27 protein-coding genes are annotated in these 26,091 nt (G+C 69.7%); 16 read left to right on the forward strand and 11 right to left on the reverse strand.

What is annotated here, in order from left to right; genetic code table 11:
• Nucleotides 1-3: 3 nt before the first annotated feature.
• From G020_RS0108480 to def, 6 genes are read right to left on the reverse strand one after another with little or no spacing between them, the layout of a single operon-like run.
• Nucleotides 4-1,386 carry a sigma-54 dependent transcriptional regulator gene (locus tag G020_RS0108480; protein ID WP_018946680.1) on the reverse strand — a complete coding sequence of 461 codons (1,383 nt, stop codon included), beginning with the start codon at nt 1,384-1,386 and terminating at the stop codon, nt 4-6.
• Entirely contained in the window at nt 1,383-3,611 is a 2,229-nt protein-coding gene (locus G020_RS0108485; RefSeq protein ID WP_018946679.1) for an ATP-binding protein, read from the reverse strand. The genes G020_RS0108480 and G020_RS0108485 overlap by 4 nt, the downstream gene beginning before the upstream one ends.
• On the reverse strand, nt 3,596-4,141 hold the full coding sequence (locus G020_RS0108490) for a DUF4390 domain-containing protein (protein ID WP_024329302.1): 546 nt from the start codon (nt 4,139-4,141) through the stop codon (nt 3,596-3,598). The genes G020_RS0108485 and G020_RS0108490 overlap by 16 nt, the downstream gene beginning before the upstream one ends.
• Nucleotides 4,141-5,466, reverse strand: coding sequence for a 16S rRNA (cytosine(967)-C(5))-methyltransferase RsmB (gene rsmB, locus G020_RS0108495; RefSeq protein ID WP_024329303.1), 1,326 nt, complete (start codon nt 5,464-5,466; stop codon nt 4,141-4,143). Before rsmB ends, G020_RS0108490 begins: the two co-directional genes overlap by 1 nt.
• A complete protein-coding gene (gene fmt / locus G020_RS0108500; RefSeq protein ID WP_024329304.1) occupies nt 5,466-6,458 on the reverse strand; it encodes a methionyl-tRNA formyltransferase in 993 nt (330 codons plus the stop codon). The genes rsmB and fmt overlap by 1 nt, the downstream gene beginning before the upstream one ends.
• On the reverse strand, nt 6,458-6,991 hold the full coding sequence (gene def, locus G020_RS0108505) for a peptide deformylase (RefSeq protein WP_024329305.1): 534 nt from the start codon (nt 6,989-6,991) through the stop codon (nt 6,458-6,460). Before def ends, fmt begins: the two co-directional genes overlap by 1 nt.
• Before the next feature lie 138 nt (nt 6,992-7,129).
• Between def and G020_RS0108510 the strand changes: the two genes are divergently transcribed.
• The 9 genes from G020_RS0108510 to ubiA are packed head-to-tail and all read left to right on the forward strand — an operon-like array spanning nt 7,130 to nt 16,972.
• On the forward strand, nt 7,130-8,296 hold the full coding sequence (locus tag G020_RS0108510; protein ID WP_018946674.1) for a LysM peptidoglycan-binding domain-containing protein: 1,167 nt from the start codon (nt 7,130-7,132) through the stop codon (nt 8,294-8,296).
• 27 nt (nt 8,297-8,323) lie between these two features.
• Complete coding sequence (dprA, locus tag G020_RS0108515) at nt 8,324-9,472, forward strand: DNA-processing protein DprA (protein WP_018946673.1); 1,149 nt, start codon at nt 8,324-8,326, stop codon at nt 9,470-9,472.
• Complete coding sequence (locus tag G020_RS0108520) at nt 9,469-9,954, forward strand: DUF494 family protein (protein WP_024329306.1); 486 nt, start codon at nt 9,469-9,471, stop codon at nt 9,952-9,954. Before dprA ends, G020_RS0108520 begins: the two co-directional genes overlap by 4 nt.
• Before the next feature lie 57 nt (nt 9,955-10,011).
• Complete coding sequence (locus G020_RS0108525) at nt 10,012-12,660, forward strand: DNA topoisomerase I (protein ID WP_024329307.1); 2,649 nt, start codon at nt 10,012-10,014, stop codon at nt 12,658-12,660.
• 31 nt (nt 12,661-12,691) lie between these two features.
• Complete coding sequence (locus G020_RS0108530) at nt 12,692-13,261, forward strand: L-threonylcarbamoyladenylate synthase (RefSeq protein WP_024329308.1); 570 nt, start codon at nt 12,692-12,694, stop codon at nt 13,259-13,261.
• 11 nt (nt 13,262-13,272) lie between these two features.
• On the forward strand, nt 13,273-14,202 hold the full coding sequence (gene hemF, locus G020_RS0108535) for an oxygen-dependent coproporphyrinogen oxidase (RefSeq protein WP_024329309.1): 930 nt from the start codon (nt 13,273-13,275) through the stop codon (nt 14,200-14,202).
• A 26-nt stretch (nt 14,203-14,228) separates the two neighbouring features.
• On the forward strand, nt 14,229-15,245 hold the full coding sequence (gene hemB / locus G020_RS0108540; protein WP_024329310.1) for a porphobilinogen synthase: 1,017 nt from the start codon (nt 14,229-14,231) through the stop codon (nt 15,243-15,245).
• Entirely contained in the window at nt 15,242-16,084 is an 843-nt protein-coding gene (gene aroE / locus G020_RS0108545) for a shikimate dehydrogenase (RefSeq protein ID WP_024329311.1), read from the forward strand. Before hemB ends, aroE begins: the two co-directional genes overlap by 4 nt.
• 12 nt (nt 16,085-16,096) lie before the next feature.
• On the forward strand, nt 16,097-16,972 hold the full coding sequence (gene ubiA / locus G020_RS0108550; RefSeq protein ID WP_024329312.1) for a 4-hydroxybenzoate octaprenyltransferase: 876 nt from the start codon (nt 16,097-16,099) through the stop codon (nt 16,970-16,972).
• A gap of 31 nt (nt 16,973-17,003) precedes the next feature.
• Here the strand turns inward: ubiA and G020_RS0108555 are convergent, their stop codons facing one another.
• Nucleotides 17,004-17,711: a ComF family protein gene (locus G020_RS0108555; protein WP_024329313.1), complete on the reverse strand. Its 708-nt coding sequence runs from the start codon at nt 17,709-17,711 to the stop codon at nt 17,004-17,006.
• 76 nt (nt 17,712-17,787) lie between these two features.
• On the opposite strand from G020_RS0108555, the gene G020_RS0108560 reads away from it, so the two are divergent.
• The 3 genes from G020_RS0108560 (at nt 17,788) to bioF (ending at nt 20,490) form a co-directional block, all read left to right on the forward strand.
• A complete protein-coding gene (locus G020_RS0108560) occupies nt 17,788-18,246 on the forward strand; it encodes a hypothetical protein (RefSeq protein ID WP_018946665.1) in 459 nt (152 codons plus the stop codon).
• Nucleotides 18,243-19,241, forward strand: coding sequence for a biotin synthase BioB (bioB, locus tag G020_RS0108565; RefSeq protein ID WP_019589946.1), 999 nt, complete (start codon nt 18,243-18,245; stop codon nt 19,239-19,241). Before G020_RS0108560 ends, bioB begins: the two co-directional genes overlap by 4 nt.
• A gap of 64 nt (nt 19,242-19,305) precedes the next feature.
• Nucleotides 19,306-20,490, forward strand: a complete 1,185-nt coding sequence (gene bioF / locus G020_RS0108570; protein ID WP_024329314.1) for an 8-amino-7-oxononanoate synthase — start codon at nt 19,306-19,308, stop codon at nt 20,488-20,490.
• Nucleotides 20,491-20,496: 6 nt separating this feature from the next.
• On the opposite strand, the gene G020_RS15500 is transcribed toward bioF, so the two are convergent.
• The 3 genes from G020_RS15500 to radC form a co-directional block, all read right to left on the reverse strand.
• Nucleotides 20,497-20,871 (reverse strand): hypothetical protein, encoded by a 375-nt coding sequence (locus G020_RS15500; protein ID WP_024329315.1) that lies wholly within the window; start codon nt 20,869-20,871, stop codon nt 20,497-20,499.
• Between the two features lie 31 nt (nt 20,872-20,902).
• Nucleotides 20,903-21,100, reverse strand: a complete 198-nt coding sequence (locus G020_RS0108580; RefSeq protein ID WP_024329316.1) for a type II toxin-antitoxin system VapB family antitoxin — start codon at nt 21,098-21,100, stop codon at nt 20,903-20,905.
• Between the two features lie 103 nt (nt 21,101-21,203).
• A complete protein-coding gene (gene radC, locus G020_RS0108585) occupies nt 21,204-21,875 on the reverse strand; it encodes a DNA repair protein RadC (RefSeq protein WP_024329317.1) in 672 nt (223 codons plus the stop codon).
• Nucleotides 21,876-21,970: 95 nt separating this feature from the next.
• On the opposite strand from radC, the gene coaBC reads away from it, so the two are divergent.
• The 3 genes from coaBC (at nt 21,971) to argB (ending at nt 24,630) form a co-directional block, all read left to right on the forward strand.
• On the forward strand, nt 21,971-23,227 hold the full coding sequence (gene coaBC / locus G020_RS0108590; protein WP_024329318.1) for a bifunctional phosphopantothenoylcysteine decarboxylase/phosphopantothenate--cysteine ligase CoaBC: 1,257 nt from the start codon (nt 21,971-21,973) through the stop codon (nt 23,225-23,227).
• Between the two features lie 3 nt (nt 23,228-23,230).
• On the forward strand, nt 23,231-23,692 hold the full coding sequence (gene dut / locus G020_RS0108595) for a dUTP diphosphatase (protein ID WP_018946659.1): 462 nt from the start codon (nt 23,231-23,233) through the stop codon (nt 23,690-23,692).
• A 74-nt stretch (nt 23,693-23,766) separates the two neighbouring features.
• On the forward strand, nt 23,767-24,630 hold the full coding sequence (argB, locus tag G020_RS0108600) for an acetylglutamate kinase (RefSeq protein ID WP_024329319.1): 864 nt from the start codon (nt 23,767-23,769) through the stop codon (nt 24,628-24,630).
• A 35-nt stretch (nt 24,631-24,665) separates the two neighbouring features.
• Here the strand turns inward: argB and G020_RS0108605 are convergent, their stop codons facing one another.
• Complete coding sequence (locus G020_RS0108605; protein WP_024329320.1) at nt 24,666-25,313, reverse strand: DUF4124 domain-containing protein; 648 nt, start codon at nt 25,311-25,313, stop codon at nt 24,666-24,668.
• A gap of 16 nt (nt 25,314-25,329) precedes the next feature.
• Between G020_RS0108605 and G020_RS0108610 the strand changes: the two genes are divergently transcribed.
• Nucleotides 25,330-26,091 carry a sulfite exporter TauE/SafE family protein gene (locus G020_RS0108610; protein WP_024329321.1) on the forward strand — a complete coding sequence of 254 codons (762 nt, stop codon included), beginning with the start codon at nt 25,330-25,332 and terminating at the stop codon, nt 26,089-26,091.

Consider the following 26,091-nt stretch of genomic DNA (forward strand, 5'->3'; position numbering starts at 1 on the left):
GCGTCAGCCGTCGGATTTCACGCGGCGCGGATCGATGCCCAGCGCCTTGAATTTGCGGTAAAGATGGGTCCGCTCCAGACCGACCCGCTCGGCCAGTCGGGTCATGTTGCCCTCGGAGCGTTCCAGCTGTTGCATCAGGTATTCCCGTTCGAACTGTTCGCGCGCCTCGCGCAGGGGCAGGTCGGGGATGGTCACCACCCCCTCGGCGCTCTCCTCTTCCGCCCGCCGCGGCTGCCCCGACAGGGTGCGGTCCACCTCGTCACGGGTGATCTCGTCGCCGGAGCCCAGGATCATCAGGCGCTGGACCAGGTTGCGCAGTTCGCGCACGTTCCCCGGCCACGGGTACTGCTGCAGGCACTCCAGGGCCGGGCGCTGGAACGTGCGCTGCGGCAGGCCCTCCTGCTGATGCAGCTGGCGCATATGGTAATCCAGCAGTTCGGGGATGTCCTCGGCGTGCTCGCGCAGCGGCGGCACGTTCAGCGGCAGGACGTTGAGGCGGTAATAGAGATCCTCGCGGAACAGCCCCTGCTCCACGGCCTCGCCCAGATCGTGCTGGGTGGCCGCCACCACGCGCACGTTCACGCTGATCGGCTGGTCCCCGCCGATGCGCGTGATGCGCCCGGTGTCCAGCGCATGCAGCAGACGCGCCTGAGTCTGCAGGTCCATCTCCGCAACCTCGTCGAGGTACAGCACCCCGCCGGAGGCCTGCTCCAGCAGGCCATAGCGCACCCGCTCGCCCTGCTCGCTGCCGAACAGCTCGGCCACCGCCTCGTCGCCCGACATCGAGCCCACCGAGACCACGATGAACGGGCTTTCGCGCCGCGCGCTGCGGGCGTGCAACATGCGCGCGAAGGTCTGCTTGCCGGCCCCCGGCTCGCCGGTGATCAGCACCCAGGTATCGTGCTGGGCCATGCGCTGCACCTGGTCGCGCAGGTTCACCATCACCGCGCTGCTGCCCACCGGGTCCGCCACCGGGGCCACCTGGCGCCGCAGGCCGGTGTTTTCCCGCTGCAGGCGCGCGGCCTCCAGCGCGTTGTTCAGGGTGATCAGCAGCTTGTCGATGGTCAGCGGCTTTTCGATGAAGTCGTAGGCGCCCAGGCGGGTCGCATCCACCGCGCTTTCGACATTGCCGTGGCCGGAGATCATCACCACCGGGCACATCGCTCCCTCGTCCTCCTGCCATTCCTTGAGCAGGGAGACCCCGTCGCCGTCGGGCATCCATACGTCCAGCAGGATGGCGTCCGGCCGCCGACTGCGCCGCTGTGCCTTGGCCTCGGCCACCGAGCCCGCGAGCGCCACCTGGTAGCCCTCGTCCTCCAGCACGTCGCGCAGCAGCATGCGGATGTCGGGCTCGTCGTCGACCACGAGAATGTAGGCGTCGCTCATTGCGGCTGTTCCTCCTCGGCAGCGGACGCCCCGGACGGGCCGCCCTCGTCCACCGGGATGCGGATCACGAAGACCGCGCCGCCCGCCCCGGAATCATCATTATGGCACTCGATGATACCCCCGTGCTCCTCGACGATCTTCTGCGCCACCGCCAGTCCAAGCCCGGTTCCACGCGGCTTGTGCGTCGTGTAGGGCTCGAAGATGCGCTCCAGCAGCTCCGGCCGGATCCCGGGACCGTTATCCCGGACACGCAGTTCGATCCAGTTTCCGGAGGCGCTTTCGACATGGTCGGTGGAGACGTACACCTCCAGGTCGTCGCCGCGCTCCTGCTCCTCGGCCGCCTCCATGGCGTTACGAACCAGGTTGTGCAGCAACTGACGCAGGCGACCGCCGTCGGCACGGATCAGCGGCATTCCCTCGCCCAGATCCAGATGCACCCGCGAGCTGCCGTCCGCGCCCAGATACAGCTCGGAGACGTCGCGCACCAGCTGGTTCACGTCGGTGTGGCCGAGTTCCAGTTTGGGCGCCTGGGCGTAGTCGCGGAAGGCGTTGACCAGGGTCTTCATCGCCTCCACCTGCTGGATGATGGTGCCAGTGGCGCGTTCCAGTACCTCGTGGTCGGCCCCCTCCAGCACCCGGCCCAGCCGGCGCGAGAGACGTTCGGCGGACAGCTGGATGGGCGTCAACGGGTTCTTGATCTCGTGGGCCAGGCGCCGCGCCACCTCGCCCCAGGCCGCATCGCGCTGGGCCTTCAGGAACTCCGTCATGTCATCGAACACGATCGCGTGCAGCCCGCGCCCCGAGCCCGGGGTCGGCAGCCAGACCGCGCGCGTCATCAGCACCTTGCGCCCGCTGCGGGTGAACACCACCACCTGGCGCGACCATTCCGCCTCGTGCCCGGCCAGCGGATCGCGGATGGCCTCGAAGAACTGGTGCACCAGCGGGCACTCGCGGCCAACCTCGGCGATATCGCGGGTGCGCGCGCCCGGCAGGTCGCATTCGAGGATCTGGCCGGCGGCGTCGTTGGCGGTGCGCAGGCGCAGGCTGCCGTCCAACGCCAGCACGCCCGAACGCAGGTGCTTGAGCACGCTCTCGAGATAGGCCCGCTCGGCATCCAGCAGCCGGCGGTTGCGCTCGGCCTCGTTGCGCGCCTCACTGAGGGTGCGGGTCATCGCGTTGAACGACTGCACCAGGAAACCCAGTTCGTCCGCCCGCCGCACCTCCAGCCGGGTGTTGTAGTCCCCGGCGGCGACCATGCGCGTGCCCTGCACCAGATCGGACACCGGCTGCACCAGCCGCCGCGCGACCACCAGCCCGGCCCACAGCGCGGCCATCAGCGAAATCGCCAGCGCCAGCGACATGGTGAAGATGAAGCCCTGGGTGATCGGCCCGCGCAGATAGGCGAACTCGCGGTAATCGGCGAACGCGTCCTGCACCCGCAGGGACAGGGCGCTCATGCGCGGATCCACGGGGTACACGGCCTGCAGGATGCGGTTGTCGGTGCCGGGTCGGCGCGAGGCCGTGGTCGCCACCACACGGATCACCAGCTGGTCATCGGGGCGCGGCTCCAGACGCGAGTAGGGCTGGCCCGGCCGCACGCGCATCAGGATGTCGGAGCTTGGCGGTGACGGCAGCTGGCGGATGGGGCTGTCGGTGCTCGACGCGATGATGCGGTTGTTGGCGCCCACCAGGGTCAGCTCCTGGGCCCCCAGACTGCGCCGGTAATCGTTGAGGGTCAGCCCCATCAGGCCCTCGGAGACACCTTCCAGGTCTTCCATGATCTCCTGGGTCTCCTCGGCCAGCTGCCGCACGCGCAGGTCCAGCGAGGAGCGCGACAGCTCCAGCGCGTCTTCCAGCGCCGAATCCACGCGCACGTCGAACCACGAGTCCACGCCTTCGCTGAGGAATTCGTAGGAGAAGTAGTACACCACCGAGACCGGCAGCACCGCGACCAGCATGAACCCGCCGACCAGGCGCAGGGTCAGGCGGCTGCCCGGCACCCCGTGGCGGTACTGCCAGAACATGCGCACCACCTGATAGATGATCAGGCCGGCCAGCACGATCAGCACCCCGGCGTGGAACACCAGCAGCCAGATGAACAGCTGTTCGAAACGCGCCTGGTGCTGGGCCGCGTCCCCCATCACCAGCAGCGAGGCCAGCAGGAGGACGAACAGCAGGATCATCCCCAGCAGCCCCCAGGGCAGGCTCTTCAGTCGAGCGACCATCCGTACCACTCCTGACGGGCCGTGAGTTCGCCGCGCAGGCCGGCGTCCAGCTGCAACGGCAGCGGCAACGCGGTGTAGTCCAGCGACAGCCGGGCGTTCAGGCGGTGGTCACCCGGGGCCTCGCGCAATCCCTCGGGGACGTTCTCCAGACGGATCCGCCCCAGGCGGCGGGCACTCTGCTCCAGGGCATCCCCCAGCGTGGGGCGCAGCTCCATGCGCTCGCCATCCCGCGAGGTCACCAGATAATGCCGGTTGAGGGGGTAGTAGCGCAGCTGCACGCGGTTCTCCGCGCGTACCAGCGGTCTCCCCGGCAGCATGCGGTCGGGCTCCGCCTGCGCCTCCAGCCGGAACCCCAGGGTCACGCCGTTCTCCAGCGCGTCCACCAGCACCTCGGGCAGGGCCATGTCCAGGTCCAGGCGCGCCAGCAACGTGGTGTCATCCAGCCACAGGTGACTGGCCTCGCGGATCTCGAGCGCCGGGGCCACCCCCGGCGCCAGCACCAGCACCAGCAGCCAGACGAGCCTCCGCATCAGCCTGCGACCTTCTCCAGCAGGGCATAGTAGAACCCGTCGCCACCGGCCAGCCCCGGCGGAATGGACACTCCGGAGGAACGGGACAACGCCCCGGGAATCGGGCCTTCCGCGCCCGTCTCCACGGCACGCGCGTCACCGGTCGCCTCGACGAACGGGGTCACGACTTCCTGGTTTTCCGCGTCCAGCAGGGAACAGGTCGCATACAGCAGGCGTCCGCCCGGACGCAGCAGGTCCCAGGCCGCGCGCAGCAGACGGGCCTGTTCGGCGGCCAGACGCGGGATGTCATCGGCCCGGCGCAGGGTCTTGATGTCCGGATGCCGGCGGATCACGCCGGTGGCGGAACAGGGCACGTCCAGCAGGATCGCGTCGAACGGCTCCCCGTTCCACCAGGTGTCGGTGTCGCCCAGGTCCGCCGCGGTCAACGTCGCATCCAGCTGCAGCCGGTCGAGGTTCTCGCGCACCTGTTCCAGGCGCGTGGCGTCGTTGTCCAGGGCCACCAGGTCCAGCTCGCCGTCGGCGCGTTCCAGCAGATGCCCGGTCTTGCCGCCGGGGGCGGCACAGGCATCCAGCACCCGCTCGCCCGGGCGCGGCGCCAGCAGATGCGCGGCCCACTGCGCGGAGACATCCTGAACCGACAGCCGGCCGTCACCGAACCCCGGCAACGCGGTCACGTCGGTGGCCGCCTCGAGCGTCAGCGCGCCCTCGGGGGCGTCGTGCAGCCGCGCCTCGAAGCCCGCCTCGCGCAGCGCCGCCAGCGCATCGGCCGGGCTCCAGCGACGGGTATTGACCCGCAGGGTCAGCGGGGCCTCGCGCAGCAACTCGCCCAGCACGGCCTCCGCGCGCTCGGGCCACGCGGCCTCGATCGCCTCGATCAGCCATGCCGGGCAGGCGTGCCGCAGCACCGGGTCCTCGGCGATGCGGGCCTCCAGCGCATCGGTCTCGCGCAGGGCCCGGCGCAGAATCGCGTTGATCAGCCCCACAGCCCCGGGTCGGTGGATGCGACGCGCGGTCTCGGCGGTCTCGCGCACCGCCGCGTGCTCGCGGGTGGAGAAATGCAGGATCTCCGCCAGCCCCTGGGCCAGCAGCACGCCGATCACGCCGTCCTTGCGCCGCAGTGGCCGGTCCAGGCTTTCACGCACCAGCACCTCCAGCTGCGGATACCAGCGCAGGGTGGTGTACACCAGAGCGCGGGTCCAGGCCGCCTCGCGCACCGGGAGATCCGCCACCGCGGGTTCCAGCACGCTGTTGAGCGAAGCCCCGTGCAGCACCACCTGTTCGGTGGCTTCGACGGCGCACTGGCGGGGGGCAGGCTGGCGGGCCATCAGGTATCACCTCCGAGTCGCTGACCGGTCAGATCACCGGTATTGGCCCAGTCGGCGGCACTCACCGGTCGCCGGCCGGGCAGCTGCACGCGCTCCAGCCGCAGCAGGCCGTCGCCGGTCATGACGTCCACGCCCTCGCCGCCCGCGGCGACGATGGTGCCCGGCGCGGCATCGGCGGGCGTCACGGTCGTCGCTTGCGCCGCCTCAACGGGCCGGGCGGCATGGATGCGCAGGACCGCCTCGCCGTCCGGCATGCGGGTCCAGGCGACCGGCCAGGGGTCGAAGGCGCGCACGCGGCGGTCCAGCTCGCCGGCCGGCTGATCCCAGTCCAGTCGCGCCTCGTCCTTCTCGAGCTTGTCGGCATAGGTCGCCCGGGCGTCGTCCTGCGGCTCGGGCACCGACTCGCCACGCGCGATCGCCGGCAGGCGCTCCACCAGCAGTTCCGCCCCCATCCGCGCGAGGGCGTCGTGGACCTCGCCGGTGGTCACACGCGGCCCCAGCGGCAGGCGCCGGCAGGCGTGCACCGGGCCGGTATCCAGCCCCGGGGCCATCTGCATCAGGCACACGCCGGTCTCGTCGTCGCCGGCGAGGATCGCGCGATGGATGGGTGCCGCCCCGCGCCAGCGCGGCAGCAGCGAGGCGTGGATATTCACCCCGCCCAGAGGCGGGATCTCCAGCACCGCGCGCGGCAGAATCAGCCCGTAGGCCGCGACCACCAGCAGGTCCGGCTGCCATTCGGCCAGCCGCGCCCGCGCCTGCTGATCCCGCAGCGATTCCGGCTGCTCCACCGGGATCCCCGCGGCCGTCGCGGCCTGCTTCACCGGCCCCGGACGCAGCTTGCGGCCCCGGCCCGCCGGGCGATCCGGCTGGGTATAGACCGCGACCGGCGGATGACCCGCCGCGATCAGGGCCTCCAGCGCGGGAACCGCGAAGTCGGGGGTTCCCGCGTACACGATGCGCGGCGCCGGGGCGTCCCTGTCGGCAGCCGCCATCAGACCGCGGGCACCGCGGCCTTGCCGGAACCGCCGGCGCGCGCGCCCTGCTTCTCCAGCTTCTTGCGGATGCGACCGCGCTTGAGACTGGACAGGTAATCCACGAACAGCTTGCCGTCGAGATGATCGATCTCGTGCTGGATGCACACCGCCAGCAGCCCGTCGGCCTCGGCCTCGAACGGCTGGCCGTCGCGGCCCAGCGCGCGGAAGCGGATCCAGTCCGCGCGCCGCACCTTCTCGTAATAACCGGGCACCGACAGGCAGCCCTCGTCCATCTCTTCCTCGCCCCGGGTCTCGAGGATCTCCGGATTGATCAGGGCCCGGGGCTGGCTCTGGTCCTCGGAGACGTCGGCCACCAGGACACGCTTGTGGACGTTCACCTGCACCGCCGCCAGGCCGATGCCCGGTGCCGCATACATGGTCTCGAACATGTCGTCCACCAGTGTGCGGATGGAGTCATCCACCTCGGCGACCGGTTCGGCCTTCTGCCGCAACCGGGGATCGGGAAAGTGGAGAATTTCTCGCTTCGCCATGAAAAACCTCAATCTTTGTGCTGTACAGTCCCGTCAATTCTGCTAACGTTGGACCGCATCATCCGCCGAAGCGTCACCGAATTCGGACCGGGCCACAGGATGGCCCCGGGGAGTGCGGACCTGACAGGGGAAACCATGATGTTGAAAACCAGAGCGACCACGACCTCTTTCGTGCTGCCGGGCGTACTGTTCAGTGTAACGCTGTTTCTGGGGGGCTGCGCGGCCACCGGAGACACCGACACCGGCAGCGGCACGGAAGATCCCGAGAACCGGACTGCCGAAACCGCCACCCCGGACAACGGGGAACGCCAGGAGGCCAGCGGCTCCGCCACCGAGGAAACCCCGGAGATCCGGGACTCGGCGCCGGAGCGCTACGTCGTCAAGAAGGGCGACACCCTCTGGGACATCTCCGCAATGTACCTCGACGAACCCTGGTACTGGCCGGAGATCTGGGCGGTGAATCCGGAGATCGAGAACCCGCACCTGATCTATCCGGGCGATGTCCTGAGCATCCACTACGTGGACGGCGAACCGCGCATCACGGTCGACGGCGGCCCGCGCGTGCGGCCGACCAAGCGCCTCTCGCCGGAGGTCCGCGTGGAGGAGCTCGACGACGACACCCCGCCGATCTCCACGCTGCAGTCGTTCATGTTCCAGCCGCAGGTCCTCGACGAGGAGACCCTGGAACAGGCGCCCTACATCGTGGCCGCGGACGACGATCGCGTGATCTACGGCCCGGGCGACCGGGTTTATGTCCGCAATGCCGAGGACACGGAAGAATACGAGATCTACCACATCGTCCGGCGCGACGAGATGCTGCTGGATCCGGACACCGGCGAGGAACTGGGCGTCGCCACCATCCCGGTGGGTGAAGCCGAGATCGTCGAACCCGGGCACGTGGCGCGTGCGAACATCCGCCGTGGCGAACGCGAGACCATCCGCGGCGACCGCCTGGTTCCGTTCGCGGAAGAACAGGACTTGCTGTTCGAGATCGGCCGTCCGCCGGAAGACATCGACGGCCAGGTCATCAAGCTGTTCGATGCGATCAGCCAGATCGGCCGCTACCAGGCCGCGGTGATCAACCGCGGCGAGCGCGACGGCATCGAGAACGGCCACGTGTTCGCCGCCTACACCGCCGGCCGGACGGTCCGCGATCCGATCGCCGGGACCAACGAGTCCGTGGACCTGCCCGAAGAACGGGTCGGCGAGGTGATGGTCTTCAAGACCTTCGAGAAGGTCTCCTACGTGCTGGTGACCGAATCCGAGCGCACGCTGCGCGAGGGGTACACCGTCCGCCATCCGTAAGCCATGACCACCAGGGCGGATTCCGCGATGGAACGCGAGTCCCGCAACGACGCAGCCACGGCCGGGGTCGACCCCGGGCCGTGGCTGCGTCTTTTGCATACCCCCGGACTGGGGCCACGGCGCATCCAGCGCCTGCTGGAGGCCTTCGGCTCGCCACAGGCCGCGCTGGCCGCGCCCGCCCGGCAGTGGAGGGACGCCGACGTCGGCGTGGCCCCGCCGGAAAACCCCGACGATGACCACCCCGGCGTGGCGGCCGACCTGGCCTGGGAGCGCGCGGACGCGCGTCACCGCATCCTGTGTCGCGACGACCCCGACTATCCGCCGCTGCTGACGCAACTGCCCGACCCCCCGCCGGTGCTGTTCCTCAACGGCGACCCGGCCCTGCTGACCGCACCGCAGGTGGCCATCATCGGCAGCCGCGACGCGACTCCGCAGGGACTCAAGCTGGCCCGCGAGTTCGCTCGCGAGCTGGCGAGCGCCGGGGTCACCATCACCTCGGGTCTGGCGCGCGGGATCGACGGCGCCGCCCATCAGGGCGCACTGGATGCCCCGCAGGGGCGCACCACTGCCGTGGTCGCGACGGGCCCCGACCGCATCTATCCGGCCGCGCACCGGCGGCTGGGGCACCGCATCGCCGATCACGGCCTGATCGTGTCGCTCTGGCCCACGGGCACCCAGGCCCAGGCCGGGCACTTCCCGCAGCGCAACCGCGTGATCAGCGGGCTCGCCCTCGCGACCCTGGTGGTGGAAGCGGGCGACAACAGCGGCTCGCTGATTACCGCGCGGCTCGCCGGAGAACAGGGCCGGCAGGTCTACGCCGTCCCGGGCTCGGTGTTCAGCCCGGTCAGCCGGGGCTGCCACCGGTTGATCCGCGAAGGGGCGCAACTGGTCGAGACCGCCGGCGAGATCCTCGACGACCTGGCCGACTGGCTGGGCGTCCCGCCCGCCCCGCAACCCCCGGGGCCGGCGCCCGCCGAGCCGGTGGATCCGGAGCACGAAAGGGTCCTGCAGGCGATGGGTTTCGACCCGGTGGACATGGAAACCCTGCGCAGCCGGACTCAATTGACCATCGACACGCTTTCATCCATTCTCGTTTTACTGGAACTCAATGGCCGCGTGGCCGCCCTCGATCACGGGCGCTATCAGCGCCTCGACGCAGGATCCCCCGAATCATGAACGAAAGCGTGCTGGACGTGCTCATGTATCTGTTCGAGCACACCCTCGACGAAGAATCCGAGGCCGAACCCGATCGCGGCGAGCTGCAGCGGCAGCTGGTCGAAGCCGGTTTTGCGTCCGGGGAGATCGAGCGCGCCCTGGGCTGGCTGGACCGACTGATGAGCGAAAGCCCGCTGGCCAGCCGCGGTGGTGACAGCGCAGCCTGCCGCGTGTTCGCCCCCGAGGAACGCCAGCGCCTGAACATGGAAAGCCGCGGCTTCCTCCTCAATCTGGAACAGAACGGTCTGCTCACCGCCGGCACCCGCGAACTGGTGATGGACCGCGTGATGGAACTGGACGCCGAGGAGATCGACCTCGACCAGCTGCGCTGGGTGGTACTGATGGTGCTGTTCAACCAGCCGGACGACGCCGTCGCCTACTCCCGGCTCGACGAGGTCATGCGCGACCATATCGGCCCCACCGAGATGGATTATCTGCACTGACCCCGGCGTCACCGCCTCCCACGGAACCCGCCGCCACCGAGACGGTCCCGAGTCCCCATGAGCAAGCACCTCGTCATTGTTGAGTCCCCCGCCAAGGGGAAGACCATCGAGAAGTACCTCGGCCCCGAGTATCAGGTCATGGCCTCCTACGGCCATGTGCGCGATCTGGTGCCCAAGGAGGGGGCAGTGGACCCGGAGGACGGGTTCCGCATGCGCTACGACGTGATCGAGCGCAGCGAAAAGCAGATCGAGGCGATCGCGAAGGCCCTGAAGAAGTCCGACGACCTGATCCTCGCGACTGACCCCGACCGCGAAGGCGAGGCGATCTCCTGGCACCTCTACGAGGTCCTGCGCGAACGCGGCCTGCTCGAGAGCCGCAACGTCTACCGCGTGGTGTTCCACGAGATCACGAAGAAGGCCATCCAGGAGGCGATCGAACAGCCGCGTGAACTCGCCCAGCCGCTGATCGACGCCCAGCAGGCGCGCCGCGCGCTGGACTACCTGGTCGGCTTCAACCTCTCGCCGCTGCTGTGGCGCAAGATCAAGCGCGGCCTGTCCGCCGGACGCGTGCAGAGCCCGGCGCTGCGCATGATCTGCGAGCGCGAGAACGAGATCGAGGCCTTCGTCCCGCAGGAATACTGGACGCTCGACGCGAAGGCCGAACGCGAGGGCCAGCCGTTCACCGCGCGGCTGACCCACCTGGACGGCAACAAACTCAACCAGTTCGACCTCAACAGCGCCGAGCTCGCCCACGATGCGCAGGGCCGCCTGAACGAGGCCGCGAACGGTGAACTGCGCGTGGCCAAGGTCGAGAAGAAACAGCGCCGCCGCAACCCGGCCGCGCCGTTCACCACCTCGACCCTGCAGCAGGAGGCCTCGCGCAAGCTGGGCTTCAATGCCAGCCGCACCATGCGCACCGCCCAGCAGCTGTACGAGGGCATCGACCTGGGCTCCGGCGCGGAAGGCCTGATCACCTACATGCGAACCGACTCGGTCGCGCTGGCCGGCGAGGCGATCGGCGAGGCCCGCGGCCTGATCGAAGAGCGCTACGGGGCCGACAACCTCCCGGACAGCCCGCGCCAGTACAAGACCAAGTCGAAGAACGCGCAGGAGGCCCACGAGGCGATCCGTCCGACGTCGGTGCGGCGCATCCCCGACGAGGTCCGCAACCGCCTGACCAGCGACCAGGCCCGGCTGTACGACCTGATCTGGAAGCGCACCGTGGCCTGCCAGATGATCCACGCGACCTTCGACACCGTGGCCGCCGATCTGGTCCCGGGCGACAGCGACCACCGCTTCCGCGCCACCGGCTCCACCCTGCGCCACGCCGGGTTCATCGCGGTCTATCAGGAGGGCCGCGACGACAGCGCGGACGACGACGAGGACAAGCGCCTGCCGGAGATGGCCGAGGGCGACACCGTCGCGCTGCACGAGGTCACCGCCGACCAGCACTTCACCGAGCCGCCGCCGCGCTACACCGAGGCCAGCCTGGTGAAGACCCTCGAGGAATACGGCATCGGCCGCCCGTCGACCTATGCCAGCATCATCTCGACCCTGCAGTCGCGCGAATACGTGGAGATGGACGGCAAGCGCTTCATCCCGACCGACACCGGCCGGATCGTGAACAGCTTCCTGACCCAGCATTTCGATCGCTACGTCGACTACGACTTCACCGCGAACCTGGAAGACGAGCTGGACGCGATCTCGCGCGGGGAAAAGGACTGGGTCCCGGTGCTGGAGGACTTCTGGGGCGATTTCCGCGACCGGGTCAAGGAAAAGGAAGAGAACGTCACCCGCGCCGAGGCGGTGCAGTCGCGCGAGCTGGGCACCGACCCGAAGAGCGGGCGGCCCGTCAGTGTGCGCCTGGGCCGTTTCGGGCCGATCGTGCAGATCGGCACCAAGGACGACGAGGAGAAGCCGCGCTTCGCCGGGCTGCTGCCCGGGCAGAAGATGGACAAGATCACCCTCGAGGAGGCACTGGAGCTGTTCAAGCTGCCGCGCGAGCTGGGCGAGACCCCCGAGGGCGAACCGGTGATGGTGAACATCGGGCGCTTCGGTCCGTACGTGAAGTACGGTGCCAAGTACGTCTCCCTGGGCCCGGACGACGACGTCTGGACCATCGAGCTGCCGCGCGCCCTGGAACTGGTGGCGGAGAAGAAGAAAAAGGACGCCGAACGCTTCATCAAGAGCTTCGACGAAGAAGGCATCCAGGTGCTGAACGGTCGCTACGGCCCCTATGTCACCGACGGCAACAAGAACGCCAAGGTGCCCAAGGAGACCGATCCCAAGTCGCTGACCCTGGAGCAGTGCCAGGAACTGATCGCCAATGCCCCCGAACGCAAGGGGCGCGGGCGCAAGGGCGGCAAGGCCGCGGCCAGCAAGTCGGGCGGCACGAAGAAGGCCTCCACGACCAGGTCGACCACTTCGAAATCCACCGCGTCGAAGTCAAAGTCCACGGGGTCGAAAGCATCAACCCAAAAAGGCACGAAGAGCTCGGGAACGAAATCCACGGGCTCAAAGGCCTCGGGTTCGAAGGCCTCGGGTTCGAAGTCCACCGGCACGAAATCGAGTGCATCGGGCAGCGGGAAATCCACCGGCAAGGCCACCAGCAAGAAATCGGGTGGCAAGGCCGGAAGCGACGGCGACTCCACGGAAAAATCCCCCAGCGACGAGACCGTTACCGCCAGCGGCCGTGGTTCCGACTGACGCGTCCACCCCCGGGCGGGGCACGACATCCATCGAGTCCGTGGCGCGCATCCTGCGCGCCGGTGGTGTGGTGGCCTACCCCACCGAGGGGGTGTTCGGCCTGGGCTGCCGGCCGGACGAGCCCGCCGCGGTGGAACGCATCCTCACCCTGAAGGGCCGCCCCGGCACCAAGGGCCTGATCCTGATCAGCGACCGCCTGGAGCGTCTTGTCGGGTGGCTGGCACCCCTGGATGCCGAGGCGCGCGCCCGGGTGGAGGCCAGCTGGCCGGGGCCAGTCACCTGGCTGTGGCCGGCCGCCCCCGAGTGTCCGGCCCTGCTGCGCGGCGAGCACGAGACCCTGGCGGTACGTGTGACCGCGCATCCTCCGGCCCGCGCACTGTGTGCAGCCGCCGAGAGCGCTCTGGTCTCCACCAGCGCCAATCCCGCCGGAGAGGCGCCCTGTACCGACTGGTCCTGCGTGGAACATCGCTTCGGCGACGGGGTGGATGCCATCCTGCAGGCCGCCTGCGGCGACCTCCCCGGCCCCACCGCCATCCGCGACGCGCGTACCGGCGCGTGGCTGCGCGGCGGCGCCGACCCCGAACCCGAACCGGACCATTGAGAGGAGCCGACATGGCCCGCGAAGACGACGTCTCCATCGATCGCGTAACCGAATACCTGCAGGGGCTGCAGGACCGCATCTGTGCCGGCATCGAGGAACTCGACGGCGAGGCCGGTTTCCACGAGGACGCCTGGGACCGCCCGGCCGGCGGCGGCGGGCGCACCCGGGTGCTGTCCGGCGGCGCGACCTTCGAGCAGGCCGGGGTCAACTTCTCGCACGTGATGGGCGACACCCTGCCGGCCTCGGCCACCGCCCACCGCCCGGAACTCGCCGGGCGCTCGTTCCAGGCCGCCGGGGTCTCGCTGGTGATCCACCCGCACAACCCCTATGTGCCCACCTCGCACGCCAACGTGCGCATCTTCATCGCGGAGAAACCGGGCGAGGATCCGGTGTGGTGGTTCGGCGGCGGTTTCGACCTGACGCCCTACTACGGCTTCGACGAGGACTGCATCCACTGGCACCGCACCGCCGAGGCCGCCTGCCGTCCGTTCGGCGAGCACCTCTACCCCGAGCACAAGAAGTGGTGCGACGACTACTTCTTCCTCAAACACCGCGGGGAACCGCGCGGCATCGGCGGGCTGTTCTTCGACGACTTCAACGAGGGCGGCTTCGAACACGCCTTCGGCTACATGAAGAGCGTGGGGGACGCCTACCTCGAGGCCTATGCCCCCATCGTGCGCCGCCGCCGCGATCTCGAATGGGGCGAGCGTGAACGCCAGTTCCAGCTCTACCGCCGCGGGCGCTACGTGGAGTTCAATCTGGTCTACGACCGGGGTACCCTGTTCGGCCTGCAGTCCGGCGGGCGCACCGAATCGATCCTGATGTCGCTGCCCCCGCTGGTGCGCTGGGAATACAACTACCGGCCGGAAGCCGGCACCCCGGAGGCCGAACTCTACGAGCGCTACCTGGTGCCCCGCGACTGGCTGGCCGAGGCTGACTGAGAAAACCCGATCGAGGACGCGCACATATGACCGCCCCCATCGCCCCCTATCCCGCCAGCCGTCCACGCCGCATGCGCCGGGATGCCTTCTCCCGGCGGCTGATGCGCGAGCATCGCCTGAGCGCCGACAACCTGATCCTGCCGGTGTTCGTGACCGAAGGCGAAGGGGTGCGCGAGCCGGTGCCCTCGATGCCCGGCGTGGAGCGGGTCTCCATTGACCAGCTGCTGATCGACGCGGCCGCCGGCCACCGCCTGGGCATCCCGGCCCTGGCCCTGTTTCCGGTGGTCCCGGCGGAGAAGAAGAGCCTGGACGCCGCCGAGGCATGGAACCCGGAGGGCCTCGCCCAGCGCGCGGTGCGCGCGCTGAAGGCCGAGCTTCCGGATCTGGGCGTGATCACCGACGTCGCGCTGGACCCGTTCACCACCCACGGCCAGGACGGCATCATCGATGACGACGGCTATGTGGTGAACGACATCACTGTGGAGGCCCTGGTGCGTCAGGCACGTTCGCATGCCGCGGCCGGCGCCGACGTGGTCGCGCCCTCGGACATGATGGACGGACGCATCGGCGCCATCCGTAGCGCGCTGGAAGACGACGGCCAGGTCCACACGCGCATCCTCGCCTACTCGGCGAAGTACGCCTCGGCCTTCTACGGCCCGTTCCGCGACGCGGTGGGCTCGGCCGGTAACCTCGGCCGCGGCAGCAAGGAGACCTACCAGATGGATCCGGCCAACGGCGAGGAGGCGATCCACGAGGTGGCCGCCGATCTGGCGGAGGGTGCCGATATGGTGATGATCAAGCCGGGCATGCCGTATCTCGACGTGGTCCACCGCATCCGCGAGCGCTTTCAGCGCCCGACCTTTGTCTACCACGTCTCCGGCGAATACGCGATGCTCAAGGCCGCCGCCGAACGCGGCTGGCTGGACGAGCGCGCCTGCGTGCTGGAGGCCCTGACCGGCATGAAGCGCGCCGGGGCGGACGGCATCCTCACCTATTACGCCCGGGCGGCGGCCGAATGGCTGGCGGAGGACGCCACATCATGAACCGTCCCGATCGCTACGCGGTGGTGGGCAACCCGATCCATCATTCCCTGTCGCCGCGCATCCACACCCTGTTCGCCGAGCAGACCGGGCAGGCGATGACCTACGAGGCGCGCCGCGGCACCCCGGGGCAGTTCGCCGAAGAGGTCGGCGGCTGGCTGGCCGGGGAGCTGCGTGGCGTGAACGTGACCGTGCCGTTCAAGGAGGATGCCTGCCAGCTTGCGGCCGTGCTCTCCGACCGGGCCCGCCGCGCCGGGGCCGCCAACACCCTGTGGACCGGCGACGACGGCCGCATCCATGGCGACAACACCGACGGCATCGGCCTGCTGCGCGACCTGGAAGACCGCCTCGGCTGCGAACTGAACGGTCGAAGCATCCTGATCCTGGGCGCCGGCGGCGCCACCCGCGGCATCCTGCAGCCGCTGCTGGAACGCCGGCCCGCCACGCTGATGATCGCCAACCGCACCCCGGCCCGGGCCGAGGGCCTCGCCCGCGACTTCGCCGATCTCGCCGGCGACACCCGCCTGGAGGCCTGCGCGCTGGACGCTTTGCCCGACGCCCCGTTCGATCTGATCCTCAACGCCACCGCCGCCGGGCTGTCCGAGGATGCCCTGGAGCTGCCCGCCGGTCTGGTCGGTCCGCGGACCACGGCCTACGACCTGGTCTACGGCCCGGCCGCCCTGCGCTTTCTCGACTGGGCCGAGGCGGCCGGCTGCGCGCTCAGCAGCGACGGTCTGGGCATGCTGGTGGAACAGGCCGCCGAGGCCTTCGCCATCTGGCGCGGGGTACACCCCGAAACCGGACCGGTACTGGCGACCCTGCGCCACGAAGCCGCCGACTGACCCGCCCCGGCCATGACCCCGCGCGAGCGCCTGTACGAGTACGCCCGCCTGACCCGGCTGGACCGGCCGGTGGGCATCTACCTGCTGCTGTGGCCGACGCTGTGGGCGTTGTGGATCGCCGCCGACGGCCTGCCACCCTGGCATCTGCTGTTCATCTTCGTCGCCGGGGTCACCCTGATGCGCTCGGCCGGCTGCGCGATCAACGACTATGCCGACCGCCATTTCGACGCCCATGTCACGCGCACCCGCGACCGCCCGCTGGCGATCGGCAGCATCACCCCGCGCGAGGCCCTGGCGGTGTTCGCGGCGCTGTGCCTGGTGGCCTTCGTGCTGGTGCTGTTCACCAACCCGTTGACCATCGCGTTCTCGGTGGTGGCGGTGCTGCTCGCGGGCACCTATCCGTTCTCCAAGCGTTTCCACCATTTCCCGCAGGTGCATCTGGGCGCGGCGTTCGCCTGGGCGGTGCCCATGGCCTTTACCGCGGTCAACAACGAACTGCCGCCGCCGGAGGCCTGGCTGCTGTTCGTGATCACCCTCGCATGGACCACGGTCTACGACACCTTCTACGGCATGGTCGACCGGGAGGACGACCTGAAGATCGGGGTGAAATCCACCGCCATCGCCTTCGGCGAGCTGGACCGCGCCATCACCGGGGCGCTCCAGGTAATGGTCTGGATCGGCCTGTTCCTGCTGGGACGCAATCTGGAGTTCGGCGGGGTGTACATGGCCGGGCTGGCGGTGGTCGCCGCGCTGATGTTCTACCAGCAGTTCCTGATCGCCGAACGCGAGCCGGCCGACTGCCTGCGGGCGTTCAGGAACAATCATTATCTCGGCGCGGTGGTGATGCTGGCGATGATCGGCGACCACCTGTGGCGAGCGGCCGCCTGAGCCGCCAACCGCGCCCTGCGAACGACGCACCTCAGGCCCGCGCGAGCGTCAGCGCCTCCACCCGCGCCCCCGCCGCATACAGAGCCTCCGCCAGCGCATCCAGCGTGGCCCCGGTGGTCGCCACGTCATCCACCAGCAGTACCCGGGCCGCCGGCGGCAGATCCGCGCCGGGCCTCAGGGCAAAGGCACGTGCCACGTTGCGACGGCGTTCGCGCCGCCCCAGCCCCTGCTGCGACTCGGTCGCGCGCACCCGGACCACCAGCCGCGCCGCCAGCGGCGCCTCCAGCACCCGCGCCGCTTCGCGCGCCAGTTCCAGCGCCTGATTGAAGCCACGCTCGCGGTAACGCTCGGGATGCAGCGGCACCGGGACCACGCAATCCGGCCCCTGCTCCACGGCACGCCGCGCATCCGCCAGCTCGACCGCCGCGCGCCGGGCCAGCTCCCGGAGCACGCGTGCCGCGGTGGCGTCATCGGCATGCTTGCGCGCGAGGATCAGGCGATCCAGCGGCCAGGTATAGCGCCACGGGGCATGCAGTGCCGCCAGCCGCGGCTCGCGATCCCGGCACCGCGGACACGGACCCGCCACGGTGTCCGGCTCGCCACAGCGCGGACAGGGGGCCACCACCCGTTCCAGTTCCGCCAGACAGCCCGCGCACAGGGCTTCACCCGGGCCGACGCCGGTCCCGCAAAGCCCGCAGGCCGACGGAAACGGTCCCTCCAGCCAGCGCCGTACCCGCATTCCCGCTCTCCCCGTCATCCATGAAGGGCCGCGTGCCATGATGCTAAACTCCGACCTTTTACCGGCAGGATAGCTCATGGAAACGAAGACCATCTCCGGACGCCGATCGCGGCGGGCGGCATCGCTGTTCGATATCGGGAACGTCATCGTCATCAGCGTGGCCGGTATCCCCCTGTTCCTCGTCGGCGGCGACGGGGTCGGCGTGGGCTTCATCATCGCGGCGATCGTGGGGATCGTCCCGCTGATCCTGTGGTTCGGGGGATCCATGGTCGTCTATGCCCTGAACAAGCATCACCCCGACCCGCGCGTGGGGCACCACACCCAGTGGGCCGCCTACCGGCTGTACGGCCTGATGGGCGCGCTGATCGTGGTGGCAACCTTCTTCCCGCCCGACATCGACTACTATCGCGCCTACTGGGCCGTGGCCGCGGTGATCCTGCTGCCGTGGTCGCTGTATGCCCTCTACACCATCTATCGCGAGCCGTGGTCGGACATCGATGTCCCGGCCGAGGCCGACCAGGAGCACCACCTATGAGCGAGCTGCGCCACGACTGGACCACCGAGGAAGTCGAAACCCTGCTGGATCTGCCGCTGAACGACCTGATCTTCCGCGCGCAGACCGCCCATCGGGAATATTTCGACCCCAACGCGGTGCAGGTCAGCACGCTGCTGTCGATCAAGACCGGGGCCTGCCCGGAGGACTGCGCCTACTGCCCGCAGAGCGCCCACCACGAGGTCGAACTGGAACGCGAGCGCCTGCTGCCAGTGGAGGAGGTCGTCGAGGCCGCGCGCAACGCCCGCGCCCAGGGCGCGACCCGCTTCTGCATGGGCGCGGCCTGGCGCAACCCCACCGACAAGAATCTCGAGCGCGTGATCGAGATGGTGCGCGCGGTCAAGGACGAGGGACTGGAGACCTGCATGACCCTCGGCATGCTGAAGGCGGAGCAGGCCCGGCGCCTGTCCGAAGCGGGGCTGGACTACTACAACCACAACCTCGACACCTCGCCGGAGTTCTACGGCCACATCATCTCCACCCGCACCTACCAGGACCGGCTGGAGACCCTGGAGCACGTGCGCGAGGCCGGCATGAACGTCTGCTGCGGCGGCATCCTCGGCATGGGCGAGTCGCGCCGTGACCGCGCGCGCATGCTGCAGCAGATGGCCAACCTGCCGAAGCACCCGGAGTCGGTGCCGATCAACCAGCTGATCCAGGTCGAGGGCACCCCGCTGCAGGACGTGGAGAACATCGATCCGCTGGAGTTCGTGCGCAGCATCGCGGTCGCGCGCATCGTGATGCCCGCCTCCTACGTGCGCCTGTCCGCCGGGCGCACCGAGATGTCCGACGAGATGCAGGCCCTGTGCTTTCTCGCCGGAGCCAACTCGCTGTTCTATGGCGACACCCTGCTGACCACGCCGAACCCCGGCGAGAACCACGACCTCGCGCTGTTCGAGCGCCTGGGCCTGCAGCCGGAAACCGCCGACGGGCACACCGGCGAGGACGCCGCCGAACCCGCCGCGCGCAGCGCGTGAGGCCAGGCGTCCGCCCGGCACCCCGGGGCGGACGCCTCCCGCCTGCCACCATCCCCGGCCGGGCATGAGCGACTCCCTGCAACGCTTCCTCCATAAGCGCCTCGAGACCGTCCGCGAGGCCGGACTGTGGCGCCGCCTGCGCACGCTGGACGGGCCACAAAAGCCGGAGCAGATCATCGACGGACAGCGCGTCGTCGCCTTCTGCTCCAACGACTATCTCGGCCTGGCCGCCGATCCGGCGGTCAGCGCGGCCGCCCGCGAGGCCCTGGACGCATACGCCACCGGCGCCGGGGCCGCCCACCTGATCAACGGCCACACCCGGGCCCATGCCGAGCTGGAACAGGCGCTGGCGCGTTTCACCGGGCGCGAGCGGGCACTGGTCTTCTCCACCGGCTACATGGCCAACCTGGCGCTGGTGCAGACGCTGGTCGGGCGCCACGACACGGTGTTCGAGGACCGCTGGAACCACGCCTCGCTGATCGACGCCGTGCGCCTGTCCGGCGCGCGCAGCCAGCGCTACCGCCACGCCGACCCCGAACATCTGCGCCAGCGTCTGGAGCGCGCGCCCGCCAACGGCCACCGGCTGATCGTCACCGACGGGGTCTTCTCCATGGACGGCGACATCGCGCCGCTGCCACAGCTGGCCGCGCTGGCCCGCGAGTTCGACGCCTGGCTGATGGTGGACGACGCCCACGGTTTCACGGTGCTGGGCGAGACCGGGGGCGGCAGCTGCCAGCATTTCGGCCTGGATGCCGGCGACGTACCGATCCTGATGGGCACCCTGGGCAAGGGCTTCGGCACCGCCGGGGCCTTCGTCGCCGGCAGCGAGGCGCTGATCGAGACCCTGATCCAGACCGCACGCCCGTATATCTACACCACGGCGATGCCCGCCGCGCTGGCCGCCGCCACCCTGGCGTCCGTTCGCATCGCCGAGGCCGCCGGCGACCGCCGCGAACACCTGCGCGCCCTGATCCGGCGGCTGGGCGCCGGGCTGGATGCCCTGGGCCTGCCCCACCCGCCGCCGGACACGCCCATCCAGCCGGTGATCCTCGGCGATGCCGCGCACGCCACGGCCATCGCCGAGCGCCTGCAGCAGGCCGGCTTCCTGGTTCCCGCCATCCGCCCGCCCACGGTCCCCGAAGGCCAGGCCCGCCTGCGCATCACCCTGTCCGCCGCCCACAGCGAAGACCAGGTCGACGCCCTGCTGAACGCACTCGAGCGCGCCCTCCACGCCAGCCCCGGAGGTTGAGCCTCGTCAGGCGCCGCGGGCAACCCCCAGGTCGGCGGCCGCGCAATGCAGCCGTCGATCCCGGGTCCACAGACGCGTGCCCGGCGTCAGCAAGCCGGAAGCAAGCAGATGGGCATCGGCATACCCGATACCGCGACCCATCAATTCGCGGGCCTCGATGCACGCGAGCACCTCCTCGTCCGTTGCCCGGGTCGCGTGCGGAAGGTCGCCCAGCAGCCGCAGGATCTCGCCCCGGTTGCGCAGATTTCCGCCAATAACTTGCGGGGGTTGGCACCCCGGGTTCCCCGATCCTGCGTTGCGGCCCTTGCCGGTAGAACCACTACCGGCTGCGTACCGCGCCTTGTCTCGGAAAACCCGGGGTGCCAACGCGAGCGTGTACATTGATCAGTGTTTCCCTAGGTATCGACGAGAATCATCCCGCCATCGGGCGCCGGCGGGGAACCGCCCCCAGGTCGGGCTCGCTGCCACCCAGTTGCGCGAGGCGACGGGCGCTCTCGCGTTCCACCAGCGCCCGCAGGCCTTCCCGAACGAGGACCGTCTTCTCGGTCACCCCCGTCATGCGTCGCGCTTCTTCCAGCAACTCGTCGTCGATGTTGATCGTTGTCCGCATGGCTCCTCTCCCACGACTCCGACCGGACCGGCCGCGTTCCTCAATGCATAGACAGGTACGCCATCCGATGCCATTTTATGCATACATGCCTCGCGGGTTACCCTCAAAGTTCACCGCGCTCGGCCAGCGACACGGCGGTATCGCCGATGATCAGGTGATCCAGCAGACGCACGTCGATCAGCGACAGGGCCTCGCTCAGCCGCCGGGTGATCAGCGCATCCGAGCGTGAGGGCTCGGCCACGCCGGAAGGATGGTTGTGCGCGAGGATGACCGCGGCGGCGTTGTGGTGCAGTACCCGCCGCACCACCTCGCGCGGGTGCACGCTGGCGCCGTCGATGGTGCCGCGGAACAGCTCCTCGAACGCCAGCACCCGGTGGCGATTGTCGAGGAACAGCACGCTGAAGACTTCGAACGGGTAGTCGCGCAGGCGCGCACTCAGAAACCGGCGGGTGGCCGCCGGCGAGGTCAGCGCCTCGCCACGCTCCAGGTCCGCCTCCAGGTGGCGGCGGCCCATTTCCAGCACGGCCTGCAGCTGGGCGTACTTGGCCTGTCCCAGACCGGGCGCCGCACAGAACCCGGCCTCGTCGGCCTGCAGCAGCGGGCGCAGCCCGCCGAAGCGGGACAGCAGGTCGCGCGCGACATCCACCGCACTCTTGCCGGTCACGCCGGTGCGCAGAAAGATCGCCAGCAGTTCGGCATCCGACAGCGCGGCGGCACCGCGCTCCAGCAGTTTCTCGCGCGGGCGCTCGCCCGCCGGCCAGTCCGTGATGGCCATATCCACCTCCCTGTGGTCCGTATCCGGTTCGATCCTGCCCCGCCCGCCCGACGCGCGCAAGCCGCGACGGCGGGCCCGCTGTTAGAATCTCCCCGATGAACCAAACGACCTGCAGCGACGGGGACTCCGGCGGGCCACGCATCCTGGTGGGGGTCAGCGGCGGCATCGCGGCGTACAAGGCCTGCGAGCTGGTGCGCGAACTGCGCCGCCGCGGCTGCGCGGTGCGCGTGGTGATGACCGCGGGGGCGCAGGCCTTCGTCACCCCGCTGACCTTCCAGGCGCTGTCCGGCGAGCCGGTGCGCACCCATCTGCTGGACGCCGAAGCGGAATCCGGGATGGACCACATCGCCCTGGCGCGCTGGGCCGACCACATCGTGGTCGCCCCCGCCAGCGCGGACCTGATGGCGCGCATGGCCCAGGGGCTGGCCGACGACCTGCTGACCACCCTGCTGCTGGCCACCACCGCCCCGGTCACCCTGGCCCCGGCGATGAACCACCGCATGTGGGAGCACCCGGCGACCCGTGCCAACCACACCACCCTGCGCGAGCGCGGCGTGCGGTTCGTCGGGCCGGACAGCGGCGAGCAGGCCTGTGGCGAGCAGGGCGCCGGACGCATGGCGGAACCGGCGAACATTACTTCCGCCCTGCTGGATACAACCCCCGGCCCGCTGCAGGGCCGCCGTATCCTGATCACCGCCGGGCCGACCCGCGAACCGGTGGACCCGGTGCGCTACCTCGGAAACCGCAGCTCCGGACGCATGGGGTTTGCCGTGGCCGCCGCCGCGCGCGATGCCGGCGCCCGGGTCACCCTGGTGCACGGACCCTGCGAGCTGGCGGTACCGCCCGGCGTGCAGGCGCATGCGGTGGAAACGGCGGCGGAGATGCATGCGGCCGTACTGGAGGCGCTGGACGGCACGGAGGTGTTCATCGCCACCGCCGCGGTGGCCGACTACCGGCCCGCCACCCCGGCCGCGCAGAAGCTGAAAAAGACCCGCGAAGACCTGACGCTGGAACTGGAACGCACCCCGGACATCCTCGCCGACGTCGCCCGGCGGGTCGACGGACTTGCAGCGCGGCCGCTGCTGGTCGGATTCGCCGCCGAGACCGGCAATCTGCGGGAATACGCCCGCGACAAGCTCGTCGCCAAGGGCCTGGATCTGGTCGCCGCCAACTGCGTGGACGGCGGCCGGGGCTTCGGCCACGGCGACAACAGCCTGCTGTGCCTGTGGCCCGACGGCGAACGCGAACTGCCACGCCAGCCCAAGGACCGCCTGGCCCGCGAACTGATCAACCTGATCGCCGAGCGCCTGCAGACGCACCCGGCCAACCCCTCTCCGACCCAAGGAAACTGACGCATGCCCGCCCCGGAAATCGATCTGAAGGTCCTTGATCCGCGCATGGGCACGGACTTCCCGCTGCCCGCGCCCGCCACCGAGGGCTCCGCCGGCGTGGATCTGCGCGCCATGCTGGAAGAACCGCTGAACCTGGCCCCCGGCGAAGCCGAGCTGCTGCCCACCGGACTGGCGGTGCACATCGCCGACCCGGGCTACGCCGGCATGATCCTCCCGCGCTCGGGCCTGGGCCACAAGAAGGGCCTGGTGCTGGGCAACCTGGTCGGACTGATCGACGCCGACTACCAGGGCCCGCTGATGGTCTCCGCCTGGAACCGCAGTGATGCACCGATCTCCATCGACGTCGGCGACCGCATCGCGCAGCTGGTCATCGTGCCGGTACTGCAGCCGCGGTTCCGCGTGGTCGATGACTTCGAGCAAAGCGAGCGCGGTGCCGGCGGCTTCGGTTCATCCGGCCAGCGCTGACGCCGTTCGCCCGCACCCCGGCCCCGCGCCGGGTGATAAACTCCGCCCCCCGAACGTCAACCGGACCCCCAGCCATGGACACCGACACCGCCCATTCCGTCGCCCATGTCCTGATCGAGGCGCTGCCCTACATCCAGCGCTTCGCAGGCAAGACCATCGTCATCAAGTACGGCGGCAACGCGATGACCGAGGACCACCTGAAGGCGAGCTTCGCGCGCGACATCGTGCTGCTCAAGCAGGTGGGCGTGAACCCGGTGGTGGTCCATGGTGGAGGCCCGCAGATCGGTGACCTGCTGGACCGCCTCGGCAAGAAATCGGAGTTCGTCGACGGCCTGCGGGTGACCGACCGCGAGACCATGGACGTGGTGCAGATGGTCCTCGGCGGGATCGTCAACCAGGAGATCGTGTCCCTGATCAACCGTTACGGCGGCCGCGCGGTGGGCCTGACCGGCAAGGACGGGCAGATGATCCGCGCCACGCCGCTGCGCGGCGAGGATCCCGACGTGGATCTGGGCCATGTCGGTCAGGTGGAAGGCGTGGATCCGGCCATCGTGCATACCCTCGACCACAGCAGCTTCATCCCGGTGATCGCGCCTATCGGCTTCGACCGCGAGGGGCGCGCCTACAACATCAACGCCGATACCGCGGCGGAAAAGCTCGCGGTAGTGCTGGACGCGGAGAAGCTGTTCCTGCTGACCAACACCCCCGGGGTGCTGGACGGCGCCGGCACGCTGCTGCCGAAGCTCTCGGCCCCGCAGGTGGACGAGATGATCCGTGACGGGACCATCCATGGCGGCATGATCCCCAAGATCCGCTGTGCCCTGGATGCGGTGCGCAGCGGCGTGAACGCCACCCACATCGTCGACGGCCGGGTGGAGCACGCGGTGCTGCTGGAACTGCTGACCGACGAGGGCGTGGGCACCCTGATCAGCCGCTGACCCGCCGCGCCCGGGCACGGCGCGGCGGGGTGCGCTCAGTCCTCCTCCAGGACCAGCTCGCGGAAATCCTCGGCGTCCGCGTCGAACTGCACGTTCATATCGTCGATACGGGCCTGCTGGCGATCCAGGTAGGAACGTTCGCGCTCCAGACGCCCGCGAACGTCCTCCAGCTCGCTGGAATAGCGCTGCTGGAGGCCGGGATCATCCCGATTGCGGCTCTTCTGTTCCTCGATGCGGTCCCGCTCACGCTCCAGCCGCTCGGCCTGACGTTCACTCAGGCGGATGTTGTTCTCCAGCGCCCGTACACGCCGTTCACGCTGGCGTTCGATCTCGTCGAGCGAATCGTAGGCCCGCTCCAGCTGGCGCTTGCGGGCCGCCTGGCTGCTGGCATTACCCTCACCCGACTCCTGTGCCTGCTCGGCGCGCCGGCGTTCCTCGGCCGCGGCCTCGCGTTCCTCGGCGGTGGGCGGGGCCGGCACCACCTCGCGCACGAAGCCCTGGCGGTCGTACACTTGCCGCTCGCGGTCGCTGGCCTCCGGCTGCGGGGTGTTCGAGAAATGCACCGTGCCGTCATCATCCACCCAGCGATGGATGTCGCCGGCCACCGCCGGTGCCACCGGCATGGCCAGCAGCATGGCCAGCGCGCCGAGCAGCACCCCGACACCCATCCCGTTCCCGTACATTGGTCCGCTTACTCTCATGTCCATCCTCGAGCATCTCGGGCTCGCGCTCGTGGCCCTCATCGCCAACGGCTTCTCCGCGCTGGCGGGCGGCGGCGCGGGGCTCTTGCAGCTCCCGGCCCTGATCTTCCTCGGCCTGCCCTACCCGGTGGCCCTGGCGACTCACAAGATCGCCACGGTGGCCCTGGGGGCGGGCGCTGGCCTGCGACATGTGAAGGAAAGCACATTTTCCCCGGCTCGACTAGGGGTCATCCTGGGGGCCGGCGTACCGGGCGTACTGCTGGGGGCCTGGCTGGTGCTGGAGATCCCGCCACGCGCCGGGGAGATCGCCCTGGGCCTGCTGACCGTCACCCTGGGCTGGTATTCCTGGCGGCGCCCGCAGCTGGGACAGACGCGCCGGATCACCTCCGACAGCCTCAATCACGCGCTGATCGGTGCCGCCGGGCTGTTCGTGATCGGCATCCTCAACGGTTCGCTGGCCTCGGGCACCGGCCTGATGGTCACGCTGTGGCTGGTGCGCTGGTACGGCATGAGCTACACCGAGGCCGTCGGCTACACCATGGTCCTGGTGGGTCTGGTGTGGAATGGTGCCGGCGCGCTGATGCTGGGCACCTTCGGCACGGTGCAGTGGGACTGGCTGCCGGCGCTGCTCCTCGGCAGCTTCATCGGCGGCTATCTGGGCGCCACGCTGGCGATCCGCTACGGCAACCGCCTGGTCAAACGGGCGTTCGAGGTGGTCACGGTCCTCACCGGCATCGCACTGCTGCTGCCAGTCCCGTAA

Origin of the sequence: Thioalkalivibrio sp. ALR17-21, from assembly GCF_000420185.1 — a bacterium.
GTDB lineage: Bacteria > Pseudomonadota > Gammaproteobacteria > Ectothiorhodospirales > Ectothiorhodospiraceae > Thioalkalivibrio > Thioalkalivibrio halophilus.